We start from the raw sequence: 18498 nt of genomic DNA, 5'->3' as shown, positions 1-18498 counted from the left end.
GGAACGATCAGGTGACGGGCTGCTTGGGCGCCCGCTGGAAGAGGATGAACAGCCACGTCATGGACGGGACGAGGATCAGGGCGCCGACCCCCAGGGCGACGAAGACGACCTGCAGCACGGCGTCGTGGGCCGCCGCCGCGTCCAGGTCCAGGTCGGCCAGCCCGGCGGCGCCCCACAGGACGGTGGCGGCGGCCAGCGCGGCGGTGACCCGCACCGCCAGATAACGGCGGAAGACCAGCAGCGCCAGCGACACCACCCCGGCCAGCGCCGACAGGGTGATCAGCGGGGACAGCACGCCCAGCGTCAGCGCCCCCGGCAGCGCCAGCAGCCCCACGACTGCCCCCGAGATCAGGGCGTACCCGCGAAAGCGCAGAGCGGGCCCCGCGGCGCCCAGCCGGCGGCCGTCCCAGGTCAGGTAGACGGCGGCCAGGTACGCGCACAGCCCGGTGGTGAGCAGCCCGCCGTACACCCCGGCGGGGCTCAGCCAGCTCGACCCGCCGGTGGCGATGACGGCCGCGACCGCGCCCATGCAGTACGGGGTGACGATCGAGGAGATCCCGAAGACCCAGGGGTAGACGGCGTCCGAGGCGGCCTTGGCGAAGACGAACGAGCTGCCCCGGGCCACGATGCCCAGCGCCGCCAGCGACAGCGGGATCCAGTGCGTGGACATGATCTCGGCGAAGACCGGCGGGAAGGCGGTCCAGGTCATCACCATGGCGAAGATCAGCCAGACGTGGTTGGCCTCCCAGAGGGGGCCCATAGCGTGCTCGATCACCTCGCGGTCCTGCCGCCAGGAGGGGCGGCGCGACAGCAGGTGCCACAGCCCGGCGCCGAAGTCGGCCCCGCCGAACAGCAGGTACGCCGACAGGCCCACCAGGATCAGGCCGAGCGCGATGTCCGGGTAGCTCATCGGGCGGCCTCCAGTTCACGGGCCTCGGCGGTGGGCTCCTGCGGCCGGCGGCGCATCCGGCGCAGGACGCTGACGGTGGCGACGGCGAGCACCGCGTACACCGCGAGCACCACGTAGAGGCCGAAGCGCAGGCCGGGGGAGGGGTTGACGGCCTCCTCCGTGCGCATCACCCCGTACACGATCCAGGGCTGCCGGCCGACCTCCGTGGTCGTCCAGCCGGCCTCCATGGCGATGATCGCGCCGACCCCGGCCAGTGCGGCCAGCCGCAGGAACCAGGGGTTCCAGGGCAGGTCGCGGCGCCCCCGGCGGTGCCGCCACCAGGTGAACGCCCACCAGGCGGCCAGTGCCAGCAGCGCGGTGCCGATCGCGATCATGAGCTCGAACCCGATCCGGACGACCTCGGCGGGCGGCCGTACGTCGGCGGGGAAGGAGTCCAGCCCGCGCAGCACGCCGTTCGGATCGAAGGTGGTCATCAGCGACAGCATCCCGGGGATCTCGAAGATCGCGAACTTGAACGGCACGCCGGCCGCGGTGTGCTCGATCCCCTCCATGGCGGCGAACTTGATCGGCTGGTACTCGTGGACGTGGCGTACCGCCCAGTCGCCGACCAGCACCTGCAGCGGCGCGCACACCGCGCCCAGCGTGAACGGGATGGCGAAGCCCCGCCGGTGGTACGGGTCCAGCGGGCGGCCGGCCCGGTGGTCGCGCAGCAGCGCCACCGCGTACACCGAGGCGACGGTGAAGCCGCACACCATCAGCGAGGCCAGGATCAGGTGGGCGGCCTGGACGGGGGTGTTGGGGTTGAGCATGGCCGCGATCGGGTCGACCTCGGTGACCTGGCCGTCGACCAGCGTGAAGCCGCGCGGCTGGTTCATCCAGGCGTTCACGGTGACCACGAACGAGGCCGACAGCAGGCCCGCGATCACCACGGGGATCCCGGTGAGGAAGTGGACCTTGGGCGGCAGCCGGTCCCAGCCGTACAGGTAGATCCCCATGAAGATGGCCTCGATGAAGAAGGCGATGCCCTCCAGCGCGAAGGCGGCCCCGAACACCTGGCCGTACTTGTCCATGAAGCCCGGCCACAGGGTGCCCATCTCGAACGACAGCACGGTCCCCGACACCGCGCCGACGGCGAACAGCACTCCGGCGGCCTTCATCCAGCGGCGGGCCAGCTCGGCGTAGACCTGGTCGCCGGTGCGCAGCGAGCGCCACTCGGCGAGCAGGGTGATGGCCGGCAGTCCGATGCCGATGCTGGCCAGGACGATGTGAAAGCCGAGGGTGAACGCCATCTGCTGGCGCGCGGCGGCGAAGTCGGCCGGGGTGGCGGCACCGGCCAAGGTCGCGAGCAACTCCATACTACGAATTGTAGTACTACAGCTCGTAGTACTTAAAGGAGTAGTACTACCCGTCGTGGTGACCTTGGTCTCGGTCGGTTAGCCTGGATCGCGTGAAGGGTCTGGGAGAGCTTGAACGCACGGTCATGGAAGTCCTCTGGGCGCGCGAGGACGCCGGCGGCGGCGCGGCCACCGCACGCGACGTCAGCCGCGCCCTCGCCGGTGACCGGGACCTCGCCCACACCACGGTGATGACGGTCCTGGACCGGCTCGCCAAGAAGGGCTTCCTGGAGCGCGAGCGCGACGGCCGCGCCTGGCGCTACCGCCCGGCGGCCAGCCGTGAGGGCTACGTCGCCGAACTGATGCTGGGCGCGCTCGACCAGACCGGCGACCGCGACGCCGCGCTGGCGCACTTCGTGCGCTCGGTGTCGCAGGACGAGGTCGCCGTGCTGCGCCAGGCCCTGGAAGAGATCAATTCCATCCAGCTCAACCGGACGAGAGTGGAGCCTGGCGGATGACCGGCACCGCGCTGCTCGCACTGATGGCCCTGAGCACGGTCGGCGGCGCGCACGTGCTGTCCAGGGCCCGCTGGACGTGGACCATGCCGCGGGCCGGCATCGCCCTGTGGCAGGCCCTCGGGCTGGCCTGGGGCGTGACCACCATCGGCACGCTCCTGGGCTACGCGCTGCTGCCCTACGAGCAGGGCATCACCGGCGGTATCCCGGCGGCCTTCGCCGACGGTGCCGCCCGGCTGGACGCCTGGCACCTGGCCGCGTTGCTGGCCGGGCTGGGGCTGACCGCCGTCCTGCTGGTCATGCTGGTGTACGCGGTGGTGCGGATCGGCCGGGCCCGCAGGCGGCACCGCGCGCTGCTGGCCCTGGTGGCCAGCGACTCGGCGGTGCCCGGCACGCTCGTGGTCGACCATCCCGGGGCCGCCGCCTACTGCGTGCCGGGGATGCGCTCGTCCAAGGTGGTGGTCAGCGCCGGGACGCTGGAACTGCTGGACTCCGCCGAGCTGGCCGCGGTGCTGGCGCACGAGCGGGCGCACGCCCGCGAGCGGCACGACCTGGTCCTGCTGCCGTTCGCCTCGCTGCGCCAGATCTTCCCGCAGATCGGGCTGGTCGGACGCTGCCTGGACTCGGTGGAGCTGCTGATCGAGATGGCCGCCGACGACCGCGCCCGGCAGCACCGCCAGCCCCGGGAGCTGGCCACCGCGCTGCTGCGGTTCGCGGCCGCCCGCCCGGTGGCCGCCCCGTCCGGAGCCCTGTCGGCCGTCGGCGACCAGCCTGCCGTGCTGACCCGGGTCCGCCGGCTGATGGAGCCCACCGAGCCCCGCCGCAGTGTCCGCTTCGCCGCCCTGGCGGGCGCCACCGTGATCGCGGTGACCCCGTTCCTGCTCTACCACCTGCCGATCTGACGGCACCCTGCACTACCGGGCCAGGCGACCGCGTCGCCTGGCCTCATTTTTCGCAACGGCCCTTCGCAACGGCCCTTCGCAACGGCCCGCGGCGCCGGGCGGGGAGCGCGATGACGCCGGGCGGGTACGGGCCGTCCGGGGTCAGGCGGGGCCGAAGATGTCGGCGGCCTCGTCCTCGGTGTCGAGGGCGGGCAGGACGGCGCGCAGGATCTCGCGGAGCTGGAGCACCTGCTCGCGGGTGAGCGGGTCGAACAGGTGGCGGCGGACGGCCTCGACATGGCCGGGGGCGGCCTCCACCAGGGTCGTGAAGCCCTCGTCGCTCAGCTCGGCCATGGTGGTGCGGCGGTCGGTGGGATGCGGCACGCGGCGCACCCAGCCCTCCTTCTCCAGCCTGGTGACGGCGTGGGACAGGCGGCTGGGGGACGAGCGGACGACGCGGGCCAGCTCCGTCATCGTCAGGCGCCGCCCGGGGGCCTCCGACAGCATGGCCAGGATGACGTAGTAGGTGTGCGGCATCCCCGAGTCGCGCTGGAGCTGGCGGTCCAGGGACTCGTTCAGGAGCCGGGAGGTCCACAGGAAGGCCCGCCAGGTCTGCTGCTCGTCGTCGTCCAGCCAACGTGTCATGCCGCACAGTCTAGCTGTGATTGAAATTTAAATACTTGAAGACTCAAATAATCGTGCCTATGCTGGTCCCATGACCAGGATGCCTGCGCTCTACCTCAGCCACGGCGCGCCGCCGCTGGCCGACGACGCGGTCTGGACCCGCCAGCTCGCGGACTGGGCGGCCGGGCTGCCCAGGCCACGCGCGATCCTCGTGGTCTCCGCGCACTGGGAGGCGGCCCCGCTGACGCTGGGGGCCACCGAGCCGGTGCCGCTGGTCTACGACTTCTGGGGCTTCCCCCGGCACTACTACGAGGTCCGCTACGACGCCCCGGGGGCGCCGCAGCTCGCCGAGGACGTGCGCAAGCTGCTCGCCGCGGCCGGGAGGCCCGTCCACCAGGACCCCGCGCGGGGACTGGACCACGGGGCGTACGTGCCGCTCGTGGAGATGTATCCCGAGGCCGACGTCCCGGTGCTCCAGGTGTCCATGCCCACGCTCGACCCGGTCGAGCTGTTCGAGCTGGGCCGTAGGCTGGCCCCGCTGCGCGACCAAGGCGTGCTCATCCTCGGCAGCGGCTTCACCACCCACAACCTGCGGGAGTTCGATCCGAGCAGGGGATCGGACGCGCCGCCGCCGAGCTGGTCGGCGGAGTTCGACGAGTGGGCCGACCGGGCGGTCGCCGACCGGGACGTCGACGCGCTGCTGGACTTCCGGCACAAGGCGCCCGCCGCCCGGATCGCGCATCCGCGCACTGAGCACTTCGCGCCGCTGTTCGTCACGCTCGGCGCCGACGCCGACCGGCCGGGCGAGTCCCGGGCGGTGATCGACGGCTACTGGTACGGCCTGGCCAAGCGGTCGTTCCAGCTCGGCTGACCGGCGGCTCCGGCCGCCGGGTACGACGGGCCGGTGGCCCCGCCGTCCGGGGTGGGGGGACGGCGGGGCCACCGGTCACCGGGCCCTCTACAGGTGTGAGAAACCGGTGCGCCAGCTGGCGAACCTGGGCTTCCAGCCCAGCTCGCGGGCCTTGGCGTTGGAGATGGGACGGCCGGTGGCGGCGGCGTGCCGGGGCAGCGGGGGCACCGGCACGCCGATCGCCTCGCAGTAGACCGGCATCCACTCGGTGGCCTGGGCGGGCTCGTCGTCGACGATGTTGACCGCCCCGGCGGGCCACTCCAGGGCGTCCACCACGGCGGCCGCGGCGTCGTCCACATGGATGAACGATGTCCAGGCCGGAGTCGGCTTCAGATCGCGCGAGCGGACCCGCTCGGCGATGGCGCCGTCCGGGGCGTACCAGGTGCCCGGCCCGTAAAACGCTCCATAGCGCAACACGACACCGTGCGGCATGGTCCGCACGGCCTCCTCCAGGGCGGACACCCCCGGGTAGGGCGGGGCGTTGCGGTCGAGCGGGTCGCCCTCCACGGCCGGGGCCTCGCCCGAGACGTACAACCACGCGATGCTCTGCGCGATCACCGTCTCCACCCCGGCGGCCCTGGCGGCCTCGACCAGGTTGCGGGTGCCCTCGATGCGCAGCCGGTTGTTGGCCTCGAAGTCGTTGGCGGCCAGGTCGGTGAGCTGGTGGACGACGACGTCGGGCCGCTCGGCGGCGACCGCCGCGCGCAGCGCCTCGGCGTCGAGGACGTCGACCACCAGCGGCCGGGCCCCCGCCTCCTGCAGGAACCGCGCCCGCTCGGTGCGCCGGGTCGTGCCCGTGACGTCATGCCCGGCGGCCACCAGCAGCGGCACCAGGCGACGTCCGATGACGCCGGCGGCGCCGGCGACGAGGATCTTCACAGTGGACCTCCAGGTACAGCGGGGGATCCCTCTGTCACGTTAGGGCCTGTTCGACCCGGGTGCTGGGCTAACGCGCAGTGATTTAACGCCTATCACGACGTGGGTATCCAATACGTTGGCAATCGGTCGGGCAGGAGGGCGGGCGGCGTGACGGACATCACACTTGTACACGGTGACATCACCGAGCAGGAAGTGGACGCGATCGTCAACGCGGCCAACTCCTCGCTGATGGGCGGAGGCGGGGTGGACGGTGCCGTCCACCGTCGCGGCGGGCCGGCCATCCTGGACGAGTGCCGCAGGCTGCGGGCGAGCCGGTTCGGCGGTGGGCTCCCCACAGGGTACGCCGTCGCCACCACCGCCGGTGAGCTACCGGCCGACTGGGTCATCCACACGGTGGGCCCGGTCTACTCCGAGTCCGAGGACCGTTCCGCGCTGCTGGCCTCGTGCTACCGCGAGTCGCTGCGGGTGGCCGACGAACTGGGCGCGCGGACGGTGGCGTTCCCGGCGGTGTCGGCCGGGATCTACGGCTGGCCGATCCGGGACGCGGCGCGGATCGCGGTCGGTACCGTGCTGAACACCCCCTCCCAGGTGGTGGAGGCTCGCTTCGTCCTGTTCAACGAGGACGCCTACGCCGCGTTCGAACAGGCGCTGGCCGCGGTCTGAGACGCCCCTTTCATGACCGGGCGGCCGAGGGCGGGCGGTCGGGGCCGGGCGGGCCCGCGAACGCCTGCGCGATGTCCAGCCAGCGGTCGGCGTCGGCGCCCTCGGCGGCCAGCGCCAGATCGGCGCGGTGGCGGCGGCGCGTGACCAGCAGGCAGAAGTCCAGCGCCGGGCCGGACACCGACTGCCGGGCGCCGGTCGGGCCCCAGGTCCACTCCAGGCCGCCGGGACCGGTCAGCTCGACCCGGAACTCCTCCGCGGGCGGGGTGAGCCCCCGCACGCCGAACGCGTAGTCCCGGGTCCGGACGCCGAGGTGCGCCACATGCCGCAGCCGCCCGGTGGGCTCGGGGGTCACCCCGAGGGCGTCAGCCACGTCCAGGCCGTGCGCCCAGGTCTCCATCAGCCGGGCGGTGGCCATGGACGCGGCGCTCATCGGCGGTCCGAACCAGGGGATCCTGGTCCCGGCGGGCACCGCGAGCAGGGCCTTGGACAGGTCCCGGCGGCCCGCCCGCCAGCGCTCCAGCAGCCGGGCGGGGTCCTCGCCGGCGCCCTCGGCCGCGCCCTCGTCCACACTGTCGGCCCGCAGCCCGGCGACGGCGTCGGCGAACGCGGCGGGGTCGGTGGCGGCCAGGAGCGCCTGCCGGTCGGTCCACGCCAGATGGGAGATCTGGTGGGCGACGGTCCATCCCTCGGCGGGCGTCGAGGTGGCCCACCCGGCCGCGTCGAGCGGGGCCACCAGGGCCTCCAGCGCGTCCCCTTCGGCGTCGAGGTCGGCGATCAGGATCTGCGGGTCCGGCATTCGGTAAGCATCCCTCCAATAGCGCTCTCCCGTACAGCCCGGGAGGCGTCGGTCATCCGGCCCGTTCTCCCGGGGCGCCGCCCTTGCTCAGCCGGCGCCCTGCTGAGATCGTCCGGTGTGTCCTTCCGGGGCGGCCCCGGAACCCCCGAGGTGCCGGGCGGACGATCCTCACTCCGCCGGCGCTCCGCCGTGGTCGTCCGGCCCGGAGGCCACGATCTTGCGGGCGGTGGTGTAGTCGGCCTTGCCGTTGGGCAGCCGCAGGCTCTCGGCGGTCCGGAAGAACGCCTTGGGGATCTTGTAGCGGGCCAGCCGGGCGGCGCAGCCGGCGCGCAGTTCGGCGTCGTCCGGCGCGCCGTCCAGCCGGACGACCGCGACCACCTCCTGCCCCCAGCGCTCACTGGGCCGGCCGAGCACCAGCGCCTCGGCCACCCCGGGCAGGTCGCGCAGCACGATCTCGACCTCCTCGGCGAAGACCTTCTCCCCGCCGGTGTTGATGGTGGTCGCCTCCCGCCCGTACACCTCGACGCGGCCGTCGGCCAGCGGCCGGGCCCGGTCCCCGGCGACGACCAGCCGGCGGCCGCCGACGGTCACGAAGGTCTCGGCGGTCCGGCCGGGGTCGCCCAGGTAGCCCCGCGGAATGGCGCCGCCCTTGGCCAGCCAGCCCACCTCGTCCTCGCCCGGTGCGAGCACCCGCGTGCGGTCGTCGCTGACCACGGCGGCGCCGGGGGAGGGCGTGAACGCCGCGTTCCCGGCGGCCTGCCGGGTGACCTGGAACCCGGACTCCGAGGAGCCCAGCACGTCGACGATCCGCACGCCCGGCAGCCGGGCCAGCAGCCGCTCGCGGACGCCGGGGCTGATCGCGGCGGCTGAGTTGACGATGGTGCGCAGCGCCGACAGGTCGTGGGCGCCCGGCCCGACCCGTTCCAGTTCCTCGGCCAGCGGACGGGCGAACGCGTCGCCGACCAGCGGTATCCGGGTGACCCGCTCCCGGGCGGCGGTGGCGAGCAGGTCGGCGGGGTCGAGGTGGTCCACACGGTCGGGGACGACCACGACGCCGCCCGTGCACCAGCCGCCCAGCGCGCTCCAGGTGCCGCCGCCGTGCATCATCGGCGGCGCCACCAGGACCCGGGCCGGGGGCCGGGCGAGGGCGGACTCGACGGCCTCCGCGACTCCGGAGAACGGCCCGCCGTCGCGGCGGCGCACGCCCAGCGGCCCGGCCATCAGGTCGCCGATCTCCCACAGCACGCCCTTGGGCATGCCGGTCGTGCCGCCCGTGTACAGGATGTGCAGGTCGCCGGCGTCCGGCCGGACGGGCAGGGGCTCGGGGGAGGCGGCGGCCAGCGCGGCCTCGTAGTCGAGGGCGCCGGGCAGCAGCCCGGCCCCTGACTCGTCGGCCACCTGGAGCAGCAGTGGGGTCCGGTCCAGCCGGTCCAGCACCTGGCCCAGCGTCCCGGCGAACCGGGCGTGGTAGATGATCGCGCCCGGCCGGGCGTCGCCGAACAGGTACGCCAGCTCGTCGCCCACGTACCGGTAGTTCACGTTGAACGGGGCGACGCGGGCCTTGTGGGCGCCCAGCATCCCCTCCAGGTACTCGGGCCCGTTGTGCAGGTACAGCGCCAGGTGGTCGTGCGGGGACTCCCAGGGCTCGGCGGGGACGTCCCGGCGCCCCAAGCCGTGCTCGTGCAGCACCCGCGCCAGCCGCCGGGTGCGGTCGGCGACCTCCCTCCAGGTGAGCCTGCGGTCCCGCCAGACCAGGCATTCGCGGTCGGGTACGGCCGCCGCGATGGCCTCGTGCAGGGTCGCCAGATCGAGCCGGGTCATCGACGCTCCTCGGGTACCGGGAAACCTGGTGATCACCGTCGTCAGAGCGTACCGAATCACATTCGGTGGCTTTCGGACAAGGGACCCGCCATCACACCCCGCCGGACACCGGGCACAATCGACGGCGTGGTCGTGGGCAGGATGCCGGGCAGGCCGGTCGGGGAGGTGACCCGGGGCACCACCGCGCCCAACCGGCTGCGCCGGATCGACCTGTGGATCGCCGCGACCCAGGTCCGCGCCCTGCGCGCCACCGCCCGCCCGCTGGCCGTGGACCTCGGCTACGGGGCCTCGCCGGTCACCACCGTCGAGCTGTACAGCCGGCTGCGCGTCGTGTCGCCCCGGCTGGAGGTCGTCGGCATCGAGATCGAGCCGGACCGGGTCAGGGCGGGAGAGGAGTTCCTGGCGGCGGTCCGCCCCGCCGGCGATTACGGGGACCTGTCGTTCCGGCGAGGTGGCTTCGAACTGCCGGTGGACCGGCCGCCCGTGCTCGTGCGGGCCTTCAACGTGCTGCGCCAGTACGACGAGGCGGCGGCCTGGAAGGCGTGGGACGGCCTGCGGTCACGGCTGGCCCCCGAGGGCGTCCTGGTCGAAGGGACGTGCAGCGAGACCGGCCGCCGCGCCGTCTGGGTGACGCTGGGCCCCGAGGGCCCCCGGACGATCACGTTCGCGGCGCATCTGCCGTCCCTGCCCCGCCCGTCCGAGCTGGCCGAACGGCTGCCGAAGACACTGATCCACCGCAACGTGCCCGGCGAGCCGGTGCACGCGCTGCTGACCGAGTTCGACCGCTGCTGGGCGGTGGCGGCCCCGCAGTCGGTGTTCGGACCTCGCGCCCGCTGGATCGAGGCCGTGACACTGCTGGCCCGCAGCCACCCGGTGGTGACCCGCCCCCCGCTCGGCGGGCGGACCCGCTGGCGGCTGGGCGAGGTCACCCTCCCCTGGTCGGCGGTCGGCCCGACCGCCGGGTGAACGGGATCGCGCCCCGGCTCAGGAAGGCTCGCGGTGGATCTTGTACGGGGCGGCCTGCACCCTGGGCTGCACGTCGATGCGGTCGATGTTGACGTGCGCCGGGCGGGTCACCGCCCACGCCACGCAGTCGGCCACGTCCTCGGCCACCAGCGGCTCGGGCACCCCCTCGTACGTCCTGGCCGCCCGCTCGGCGTCGCCCCGGAAACGCACCAGGCTGAACTCCTCGGTGTGCACCATGCCGGGCGCGATCTCGGTGATCCGCACCGGCTGCGCCACCAGCTCCAGCCGCATCACCTCGTTCACCGCCGCCGCCGCGTGCTTGGCCGCGTTGTAGCCGGCGCCGCCCTCGTAGGGCACGTGCGCCGCCAGCGAGGTGATGTTCACCACATGCCCGGCCCCGCTCGCGATCATCTTCGGCAGCAGCGCCTTGGTGACCCGCAGCAGGCCCAGCACGTTGCTGTCGTACATCGCCTGCCAGTCGGCCGGATCCGCCTCGGCCACCGGCTCCATCCCCACCGCCCCGCCGGCGTTGTTCACCAGCACGTGGCACTCGGGCAGCCCGGCCGCCAGCTCGTCCACTGACTCCTGCGAGGTGACGTCCAGGGTGACCGCGGCCAGCCGCCCCGCCCCCGGCACCTCCTCGCCGATCCGCTTGGCCAGCGCGTCCAGCCGGTCCCTGCGCCGGGCCGCCAGCACCACGTGGAAACCCTCGGCGGCCAGCCGCCAGGCCGTGGCCGCGCCGATCCCGCTGCTCGCTCCAGTCACCACCGCTGTCTTACGCACGCCGTCCATTGTCCCGCCACCTGGGTGGAGGCGGACCCCACACCCCTGCCCCGTATGGGAGGGGATGTGACGGGAACACACCGCACGGTCGGTAGGTTCTGCTAACGGAGGTGGTGCCCGTGTCGCTCCCTATAGCCCGGATTGCGACGGTAAGTGTGCACACCTCGCCGCTCGACCAACCCGGGACGGGCGACGCAGGTGGCATGAACGTCTACATCGTCGAGATCGCCAAGCGGCTGGCGGCCAGGGGCGTCGAGGTCGACATCTTCACCCGGGCCACCTCGCGGGAACTCCCGCCGGTGGCCGAACTGGTCCCCGGCGTGCTGGTGCGGCACGTGGTCTCCGGGCCGTTCGAGGAGCTGGACAAGAGCGAGCTGCCCACCGAGCTGTGCGGGTTCACCTCCGGGGTGCTACGCGTCGAGGCCGCCCACGACCCCGGCCACTACGACCTGCTGCACACCCACTACTGGCTGTCCGGGCAGGTCGGCTGGGCCGCCAAACAGCGCTGGGGCGTACCGCTGGTGCACTCCATGCACACCATGGCCAAGGTCAAGAACGCCGCCCTCGCCGAGGGCGACACCCCCGAGCCGGCCGCCCGGGTGCTCGGCGAGGAGCAGGTGGTCGACAGCGCCGACCGGCTGGTGGCCAACACCGCCGAGGAAGCCCGCCAGCTCATCGACCTCTACGGGGCGGACCCGGACCGGGTCGCCGCCGTCACCCCCGGCGTGGACCTGTCGCTGTTCCGGCCGCGCGCCGGGCTGCTGGGCCACCGCACCGACGCCGCCCGCCGCCGCCTCGGCCTGCCCCGCGACGCCTACGTGCTGCTGTTCGTCGGGCGCATCCAGCCGCTGAAGGCCCCCGACGTGCTGCTGCGCGCCGCCGCCCGGATGGTCGAGGGCGACCCGGCGCTGCGCGGCCGGCTGCTGGTGGCCGTGGTGGGCGGCCCCAGCGGCAGCGGCCGCGCCCGCCCCGAACGGCTCCAGAAGCTGGCCACCGACCTGGGCATCGCCGACCTGGTCCGGTTCGAGCCGCCCTGCCCGCAGGCCGAGCTGGCCGAGTGGTACCGCGCCGCCGACGTCACCGTCGTCCCCTCGCACAACGAGTCGTTCGGGCTGGTGGCCGCCGAGTCGCAGGCGTGCGGCACGCCGGTGGTGGCCGCCGCCGTGGGCGGGCTGTGCACCGCCGTCCGCGACGGCGAGTCCGGCGTGCTGATCGACGGCCACGACCCGGCCGACTACGCCGCCGTGCTGGCCCGGCTGGACGCCGAACCCCGGCTGCGCGAACGGCTGGCGCGGGCCGCCGTCCGCCACGCCCGCACCCTCGGCTGGGACGCCACCGTGGACCGCCTCCTGGAGGTGTATACCGGGGCGATGGACGCCGTGAAGCAGACCGCACAGACCGCGCAGACCGCGGGAGCGGGCCGATGAGCCCCGTCGAGGTGATCGAGCAGGCCCTCAAGGACGCCGAGCTGGAGTACGAGCGGCCCCGCGAGGGCGCCTTCTTCGTCAAGCTGCCCGGCGAGCACAAACTCGCCACCATGACCTGGCTGATCGTGGGCGACCACAGCCTGCACGTCGAAGCGTTCTTCTGCCGCCAGCCCGACGAGAACCACACCGAGTTCTACCGGTGGCTGCTGGAGAAGAACGGCCGCATGTACGGGGTGGCGTTCACTCTGGACCCGGCCGGCGACGTCTACCTGGTGGGCCGGGTGTCGCTGGCGTCGGTGACCGCCGAGGAGATCGACCGGCTGCTGGGGTGCGTGCTCAGCTACTCCGACGACAACTTCGACAAGGCCCTCGAACTGGGCTTCAAGACCTCCATCCGCAAGGAGTGGGCCTGGCGGGTCAAGCGCGGCGAGAGCCTGGCCAACCTGCGGGCCTTCGCCAGGTTCGCCGACCCCTCCCGGTAGGCTTTCGACTATGGCGACCTTGGTTTTGCTCCGGCATGGGGAAAGCGTGTGGAACGCGGAGGGCCTGTTCACCGGATGGGTGGACGTGGACCTGTCCGCCAAGGGCGAGAGCGAGGCGACCAACGGCGGCGACCTGCTGCTGGACGCCGACATCACCCCCGACGTGGTACACACCTCGGTGCTCAAGCGGGCGATCCGCACCGCCAACATCGCCCTGGACGTGGCCGACCTGCTGTGGATCCCGGTCCGCCGGTCCTGGCGGCTCAACGAGCGGCACTACGGCGCCCTGCAGGGCAAGAACAAGGCGCAGACCCGCGAGGAGTACGGCGAGGAGCAGTTCAAGATCTGGCGCCGCTCCTATGACACCCCGCCGCCGCCGATCGACGACAAGGACCCGCTGTCCCAGGTCAACGACCTGAAGTACGCGCACCTGCCGTCGGAGCTGATCCCGCGCACCGAGTGCCTGGCCGACGTGGTGGACCGGATGCTGCCCTACTGGTACGACGCGATCGTGCCGGACCTGGCCGCCGGGCGCACCGTGCTCGTCGCCGCGCACGGCAACTCGCTGCGCGCCCTGGTCAAGCACCTGGACGACATCTCCGACACCGACATCGCCGAGCTGAACATCCCCACCGGCATCCCGCTGGTGTACGAGCTCGACGACGACTTCGCGCCGCTCAAGAAGGGCGGGGAGTACCTGGACCCGGCCGCCGCCAAGGCCGCCATCGAGGCCGTCAAGAACCAGGGCGCGTCCTCGGCCGGCGGCGCCAAGGCCCCCGCCCCCAAGCCCGCCCCGAAGGCCGCCGCCAAGAAGCCCAGCCGGGCCGACCGCAAGGCCGCCAAGAAGAAGTAACCGCCGCACGCCGCACGAACGTCCGGCCGCCCCTCGGGGCCGCCGGACGTTCTGTCATCTGATCGAGATCCTGCCGTCAGGCCGGGCGGAACCCCTTACTCCGCTGAGGGCCGCCCGCGAGTGGCCCGCCTGCCGCCGCCCGCCGGCGGGGGAGTGCCCGGAAAACGGTGGAACTCGCGTCCACGCCGACTGCGCAACCTCGATCCGCCTGCGCGAACGCCTCGCCCGACAGGCCGGCCCACCGAAGACGGACCCTCCCGCCGTCCGTCAGGGGCGGGGCCGCGGCCGTCAATCGGACAGGTCGTTGATCTCCGCGGGGCGCTGGCCGGTGATCAGGTAGACCATGTTCTCGGCAACGTGCACCGCGTGGTCGGCGAACCGCTCGAAGTACCGGCCGGCCAGCGTGATGTCCACGGCCGGCTCGACCCCGTGCGTCCACTTGGGCGACAGCAGCACGTCGAACAGCCTGCGGTGCAGCCGGTCCATGGCGTCGTCGTCGGCGTCCAGCTCCAGGCCCATCTCCACGTTCCTGGAGGCGATCACGCTGCCTGCCTTGGCGACCATCCGCTCGGCGATCTGGCCCATCTCCAGCACCGTGACCGTCAGCTCCGGCGGCACCGCCGACTCGGGGTGCCGGCGGCGCGCGGTCTTGGCGATGTGCACCGCCAGGTCACCCATCCGCTCCAGGTCACCGCTCATCCGCAGCGTGGTGATCAACGTCCGCAGATCGCCGGCCACCGGCTGCTGGCGGGCCATCAGGTCGAAGACGGTCTCCTCGATCTCCGCGTCGATCTTGTTGACCCGGTCGTCCCCGCCGATCACCTCTTCCGACAGCCGCAGGTCGGCGTCCAGCAGCGCGGTCACCGCCTGGGTCATGGCCTGGCGGACCAGCCGCGTCATCTCGACGAGCCTGTCGGAGAGCCCGTCGAGTTCCTCGTGGTAGATGTCGCGCAATTGGAGAGCCCCTGCTGCTGTCGGAGTCGGAAAGGTCCAGCGCACAGAATGACCCACCGCAGTGAACAAGCCCGAATAAAGAAGTGAACTTTGGGCGAACGTGACGACTTGGGACACCCGCCTGGTGCAGGACGGCCCGGAACGCCGCCTACGATCCGAGATGTGGAGGTGGAGATAGTCGCGGCGCTGACCGGGCTGGCCGGGCTGGCGATCGGCCTCACCGCCGGGCTGGCCGTCCGGGTGAGCGAGCGCGCCCAACGGGCCGAGCGTCCCACGGCACCTGGCTCGGTGCTGCCGCCGGGCGTCGCCTCGGTGCTCAGCGTGCTGCGCTCGTCCGCCGTCGTGCTGGACCGGGAGGACCGGGTGCTGCGCGCCAGCTCCGCGGCCCGCGCGTTCGGGTTGGTCAGCGGCGACCGGCTGGTCGTCGACGAGCTGCTGGTGATGGCCCGGCTGGTACGCCGGGACGGGGAGATCCGCGAGACCGAGATCCAGGTGCGGCCCTCGCGCAGCCGGGCCCGCGTCGAGGGACGGTGGTTCGCCGTCCGGGTCGCCCCGCTGGGCACCCACGGGCTGGTGCTGGTGCTGGCCGAGGACCTCACCGAGATGCGCCGGGTGGAGGCCATCCGCCGCGACTTCGTCGCCAACGTCAGCCACGAGCTCAAGACCCCGGTCGGCGCGCTGGCGCTGCTGGCCGAGACCGTCGCCGGAGCGGCCGACGACCCCGACGCGGTGCGCCGCTTCACCGGCCGCATGCAGCACGAGTCGGTACGGCTGACCAACCTGGTGCAGGACTTGATGACGCTGTCGCGGGTGCAGGGCGACGAGCCGCTGGACGCGCTGCGCCGGGTGGCGGTGGACGACATCATCGCCGAGGCCGTGGACCGCTGCCAGATCAAGGCCGAGGCCAAGGACATCGAGCTGGTCTGCGGCGGCCTGAGCGGGCTGCGGGTCCGCGGTGACGAGGAGCTGCTGACGACCGCGCTGCGCAACCTCATCGACAACGCGGTGGCCTACAGCCCCGAGCACACCAAGGTCGCCATCGGCACCCGCCAGGCCGATCCCGACCACGTCGAGGTCACCGTGACCGACCAGGGCATCGGCATCCCGGAGGTCGAGCTCGAACGGATCTTCGAGCGCTTCTACCGGGTCGACCCGGCCCGGTCCCGGCAGACCGGTGGCACCGGCCTCGGCCTGGCCATCGTCAAGCACGTGACCACCAAGCACGGCGGTGAGGTCGTCGTCTGGAGCAAGGAGGGCTCCGGATCGACCTTCACGCTACGGCTGCCGCTGCTGCGCGGCGACGGCCACTCCACCCAGCCCCCTACGGCCCCGAGAACCTCTGCGGGGTCTGCGATGGACAATGCCCGGGAGGCCACACCGTGACTCGTGTGCTCGTCGTGGAAGACGAGGAGTCGTTCAGCGACGCACTGTCGTACAACCTCCGCAAGGAGGGCTTCGAGGTGGCGGTCGCGGCCACCGGCCCCGACGCGCTGGAGATCTTCGAGCGCAACGGCGCCGACCTGGTCCTGCTGGACCTGATGCTGCCGGGGCTGCCCGGCACCGAGGTGTGCCGGGAGCTACGCGCCCGCTCCAACGTGCCGGTGATCATGCTGACCGCCAAGGACAGCGAGGTGGACAAGGTGGTCGGCCTGGAGCTGGGCGCCGACGACTACGTCACCAAGCCGTTCTCCACCCGCGAGCTGATCGCCCGCATGCGCGCCGTGCTGCGCCGCCAGGGAGATGTGGAGGAGCCCACGCCCGCCACCCTGGAGGCCGGCCCCGTCCGGATGGACGTCGAACGCCATGTGGTCAGCGTGGACGGCGAGAGCGTACAGCTGCCGCTGAAGGAGTTCGAGCTGCTGGAGGTCCTGCTGCGCAACGCCGGGCGGGTGCTGACCCGGATGCAGCTCATCGACCGGGTGTGGGGCGCCGACTACGTGGGCGACACCAAGACCCTGGACGTTCACATCAAGCGGCTGCGCGCCAAGATCGAGCCGTCCCCGTCCACCCCGCGCTACATCGTTACCGTACGGGGCCTCGGCTACAAGTTCGAGCCCTAGCGGACCCGCTGTGCCCTGCATGTGCCCTCACCGCCCAGGCCCTGAGAGCACATGCAGGGCACTAGCGTTCCCGATCTTGCCTCAGCCGCGGACTCCACCTGGTCAAGGGGCAGCGGCGCTCAGGCCGCTGCGCGGCCCCGCGCCAGGCCGCCCGGAGCGTGCGGCGTGGGCGCCGGTCACCGGACGGCCATGCCGGGCCGCGCATCGTGCCACCTCCGCCGGCCCCGCGACCCGACCGACCGTCACGCGGCCGTGCCGCCGCCTGTGGACCTACTGTTGCTCGTCTTGCTTCCAGAGCCGCAAATTGTCGTTCTGGAACCAGTGGAGGTAGCCGCATCCCGTGCAGAGCAACCCCGTCGCCGACGGCGCGAACCCCACTCCGCTGTGCGTCGGCAAGCGCGTCCGTCGCTCCCAGAACAACGCCGACCTGCACACGGTGCACACGAACGGCTGAGTCCCGATGGTGACGGACACGGGCTTAGCACGAGCCATACGCACTCACCTCCACCCTCACCGTCTCATGATCACCCATCGGCCGGCATCGGGAGAGGTTCCGGCATGCCTCCGGCGGGGGCCTGCGACTCCGGGAAGCCCGTCCGCACTTGTGACGGTCGTTGAGGCCGGGGAGCTCAGACGGGATGCGTGGTGCGGATGTCCGCCAGACAAGCCCAGGCTCAGAGATGACGAGGCGGAGCGGAGTCCGTAGGCGGAGCCGAGGGCATGGTCGCGCGGCTTCGCTGTCTGTCGCACCGTCTCAGCGTTGAGTGGACGAGCACGCGGGACCGTGGTTCCGCAGGCCACGGGAAGGGCCGGTCACCGTGTGGTGGCCGACCCTTACGCGCGTGTGGTCGGTGTGGGGTCGGCTCAGTGCGGGGAGGCGCTGGGCACGGTCGGGGTGGGTACCGGCGTCTGGGTGATCCCCGGGGTGACGGTCTGCTGCACGGTCGGCGACTCGGTGACCGGCGGGACGCCCGTCGGGGCGGGCGTGGGGGTCGGGACGGCCGCGTAGGTGGCGTACTCGCCCTGCTGCGGCACCACCGGCACCGGCACGGTGATCGAGCCGGCCTTCTCGAAGCGCAGCGTCAGCCGGATCGTTTCGCCGCCGAGCAGCGGGGTGGTCAGCCCCTGCAGCACGACCGGCGGGGTCTGTCCCTGCTGGGCGAACAGCCGCACGGCCTGGCCCCCGGACTCCGTCGCGGCCGGCAGAACGACGCCGCCGCCGGTGATCTGTGCCTGGCGGAACGACGGCGAGGTCACCGCCACCAGCCGGTCCGCGCGCCCCCTCACCTGGTTGATGAAGGTGCCGTACAGCGGTACCGAGCTGCCCGGTGCGGCCGGCCCGGCCGTCGGGGTCGCCGTTGGGCCGGCCGCCGGGCCGAGCACGAACATGTTGCGAATGTCGATCTCGGAGCGTGCGGCCCCCTCGGGCACCGACACGTTCAAGCCCTCGGTCAGCTGGGTGGGCATGGCCGTCTGCGGGGCGTGGCCGGCCGCGCAGCCGGACATCACCGGTGCGAAGGCGACGGCACCCGCGACGGTGAGCGCGAACACTCGGCGGCTGTTGCGGATCACGGCGACGATCTCCTCGCAAAAGGGATACAGGGACGATGCGCGGGCTCTGCCGTACCTTGCCGGTCAAG

The 18498-nt window shown here is 72.7% G+C and carries 19 protein-coding genes; 10 read left to right on the top strand and 9 right to left on the bottom strand.

Features of this window, described 5'->3' with window-relative positions:
• Positions 1–7: 7 nt before the first annotated feature.
• Both C4U03_RS30320 and C4U03_RS30315 read right to left on the bottom strand, forming a co-directional pair.
• The gene (locus tag C4U03_RS30320) at positions 8–910 is read right to left on the bottom strand and encodes a cytochrome d ubiquinol oxidase subunit II (RefSeq protein ID WP_103942629.1); all 903 of its coding nucleotides are present in this window, start codon (positions 908–910) and stop codon (positions 8–10) included.
• Positions 907–2265 (bottom strand): cytochrome ubiquinol oxidase subunit I, encoded by a 1359-nt coding sequence (locus C4U03_RS30315; protein ID WP_103942628.1) that lies wholly within the window; start codon positions 2263–2265, stop codon positions 907–909. The genes C4U03_RS30320 and C4U03_RS30315 overlap by 4 nt, the downstream gene beginning before the upstream one ends.
• A gap of 92 nt (positions 2266–2357) precedes the next feature.
• Between C4U03_RS30315 and C4U03_RS30310 the strand changes: the two genes are divergently transcribed.
• Positions 2358–2762 (top strand): BlaI/MecI/CopY family transcriptional regulator, encoded by a 405-nt coding sequence (locus C4U03_RS30310; protein WP_103942626.1) that lies wholly within the window; start codon positions 2358–2360, stop codon positions 2760–2762.
• Complete coding sequence (locus C4U03_RS30305) at positions 2759–3661, top strand: M56 family metallopeptidase (protein WP_103942624.1); 903 nt, start codon at positions 2759–2761, stop codon at positions 3659–3661. Before C4U03_RS30310 ends, C4U03_RS30305 begins: the two co-directional genes overlap by 4 nt.
• Positions 3662–3802: 141 nt before the next feature.
• Here C4U03_RS30305 and C4U03_RS30300 read toward each other — a convergent pair whose 3' ends face one another.
• The gene (locus C4U03_RS30300; RefSeq protein ID WP_200827575.1) at positions 3803–4285 is read right to left on the bottom strand and encodes a MarR family winged helix-turn-helix transcriptional regulator; all 483 of its coding nucleotides are present in this window, start codon (positions 4283–4285) and stop codon (positions 3803–3805) included.
• A gap of 70 nt (positions 4286–4355) precedes the next feature.
• Here C4U03_RS30300 and C4U03_RS30295 point away from each other — a divergent pair, with 70 nt between their 5' ends.
• The gene (locus C4U03_RS30295; protein ID WP_103942619.1) at positions 4356–5135 is read left to right on the top strand and encodes a dioxygenase family protein; all 780 of its coding nucleotides are present in this window, start codon (positions 4356–4358) and stop codon (positions 5133–5135) included.
• 87 nt (positions 5136–5222) lie between these two features.
• Here C4U03_RS30295 and C4U03_RS30290 read toward each other — a convergent pair whose 3' ends face one another.
• On the bottom strand, positions 5223–6053 hold the full coding sequence (locus C4U03_RS30290) for an NAD-dependent epimerase/dehydratase family protein (protein WP_103942617.1): 831 nt from the start codon (positions 6051–6053) through the stop codon (positions 5223–5225).
• Between the two features lie 147 nt (positions 6054–6200).
• Between C4U03_RS30290 and C4U03_RS30285 the strand changes: the two genes are divergently transcribed.
• The gene (locus C4U03_RS30285; RefSeq protein WP_103942615.1) at positions 6201–6716 is read left to right on the top strand and encodes an O-acetyl-ADP-ribose deacetylase; all 516 of its coding nucleotides are present in this window, start codon (positions 6201–6203) and stop codon (positions 6714–6716) included.
• A gap of 10 nt (positions 6717–6726) precedes the next feature.
• On the opposite strand, the gene C4U03_RS30280 is transcribed toward C4U03_RS30285, so the two are convergent.
• The gene (locus tag C4U03_RS30280; RefSeq protein WP_103942613.1) at positions 6727–7512 is read right to left on the bottom strand and encodes a TIGR03084 family metal-binding protein; all 786 of its coding nucleotides are present in this window, start codon (positions 7510–7512) and stop codon (positions 6727–6729) included.
• 168 nt (positions 7513–7680) lie between these two features.
• Positions 7681–9333 (bottom strand): AMP-binding protein, encoded by a 1653-nt coding sequence (locus C4U03_RS30275; protein ID WP_103942611.1) that lies wholly within the window; start codon positions 9331–9333, stop codon positions 7681–7683.
• A gap of 126 nt (positions 9334–9459) precedes the next feature.
• Between C4U03_RS30275 and C4U03_RS30270 the strand changes: the two genes are divergently transcribed.
• Entirely contained in the window at positions 9460–10299 is an 840-nt protein-coding gene (locus C4U03_RS30270) for a class I SAM-dependent methyltransferase (protein ID WP_235018244.1), read from the top strand.
• Positions 10300–10317: 18 nt separating this feature from the next.
• On the opposite strand, the gene C4U03_RS30265 is transcribed toward C4U03_RS30270, so the two are convergent.
• Positions 10318–11091, bottom strand: a complete 774-nt coding sequence (locus C4U03_RS30265) for an SDR family NAD(P)-dependent oxidoreductase (RefSeq protein ID WP_103942609.1) — start codon at positions 11089–11091, stop codon at positions 10318–10320.
• Positions 11092–11201: 110 nt separating this feature from the next.
• On the opposite strand from C4U03_RS30265, the gene mshA reads away from it, so the two are divergent.
• Genes mshA through C4U03_RS30250 form a run of 3 tightly spaced genes read left to right on the top strand, consistent with a single transcriptional unit; the run spans position 11202 to position 13844 of the window.
• The gene (gene mshA, locus C4U03_RS30260) at positions 11202–12509 is read left to right on the top strand and encodes a D-inositol-3-phosphate glycosyltransferase (RefSeq protein ID WP_103942607.1); all 1308 of its coding nucleotides are present in this window, start codon (positions 11202–11204) and stop codon (positions 12507–12509) included.
• On the top strand, positions 12506–12991 hold the full coding sequence (locus tag C4U03_RS30255; protein WP_103942605.1) for a type III secretion system chaperone family protein: 486 nt from the start codon (positions 12506–12508) through the stop codon (positions 12989–12991). The genes mshA and C4U03_RS30255 overlap by 4 nt, the downstream gene beginning before the upstream one ends.
• Before the next feature lie 10 nt (positions 12992–13001).
• On the top strand, positions 13002–13844 hold the full coding sequence (locus tag C4U03_RS30250) for a phosphoglyceromutase (RefSeq protein ID WP_235018243.1): 843 nt from the start codon (positions 13002–13004) through the stop codon (positions 13842–13844).
• 288 nt (positions 13845–14132) lie between these two features.
• Here the strand turns inward: C4U03_RS30250 and phoU are convergent, their stop codons facing one another.
• Positions 14133–14798, bottom strand: a complete 666-nt coding sequence (gene phoU / locus C4U03_RS30245) for a phosphate signaling complex protein PhoU (RefSeq protein ID WP_103942603.1) — start codon at positions 14796–14798, stop codon at positions 14133–14135.
• Positions 14799–14960: 162 nt separating this feature from the next.
• Between phoU and C4U03_RS30240 the strand changes: the two genes are divergently transcribed.
• The gene (locus C4U03_RS30240) at positions 14961–16181 is read left to right on the top strand and encodes a sensor histidine kinase (RefSeq protein ID WP_103942601.1); all 1221 of its coding nucleotides are present in this window, start codon (positions 14961–14963) and stop codon (positions 16179–16181) included.
• The gene (locus tag C4U03_RS30235; RefSeq protein WP_103942599.1) at positions 16178–16858 is read left to right on the top strand and encodes a response regulator transcription factor; all 681 of its coding nucleotides are present in this window, start codon (positions 16178–16180) and stop codon (positions 16856–16858) included. Before C4U03_RS30240 ends, C4U03_RS30235 begins: the two co-directional genes overlap by 4 nt.
• 864 nt (positions 16859–17722) lie before the next feature.
• Here C4U03_RS30235 and C4U03_RS30225 read toward each other — a convergent pair.
• Positions 17723–18430: a copper chaperone PCu(A)C gene (locus tag C4U03_RS30225; RefSeq protein ID WP_103942596.1), complete on the bottom strand. Its 708-nt coding sequence runs from the start codon at positions 18428–18430 to the stop codon at positions 17723–17725.
• Positions 18431–18498 lie beyond the last annotated feature (68 nt).

The organism is Thermomonospora echinospora (assembly GCF_900108175.1).
Taxonomy (GTDB): domain Bacteria; phylum Actinomycetota; class Actinomycetes; order Streptosporangiales; family Streptosporangiaceae; genus Thermomonospora; species Thermomonospora echinospora.
Note: the sequence above shows the minus strand (reverse complement) of the source record. Positions and strands in the feature narration are given on the sequence as shown.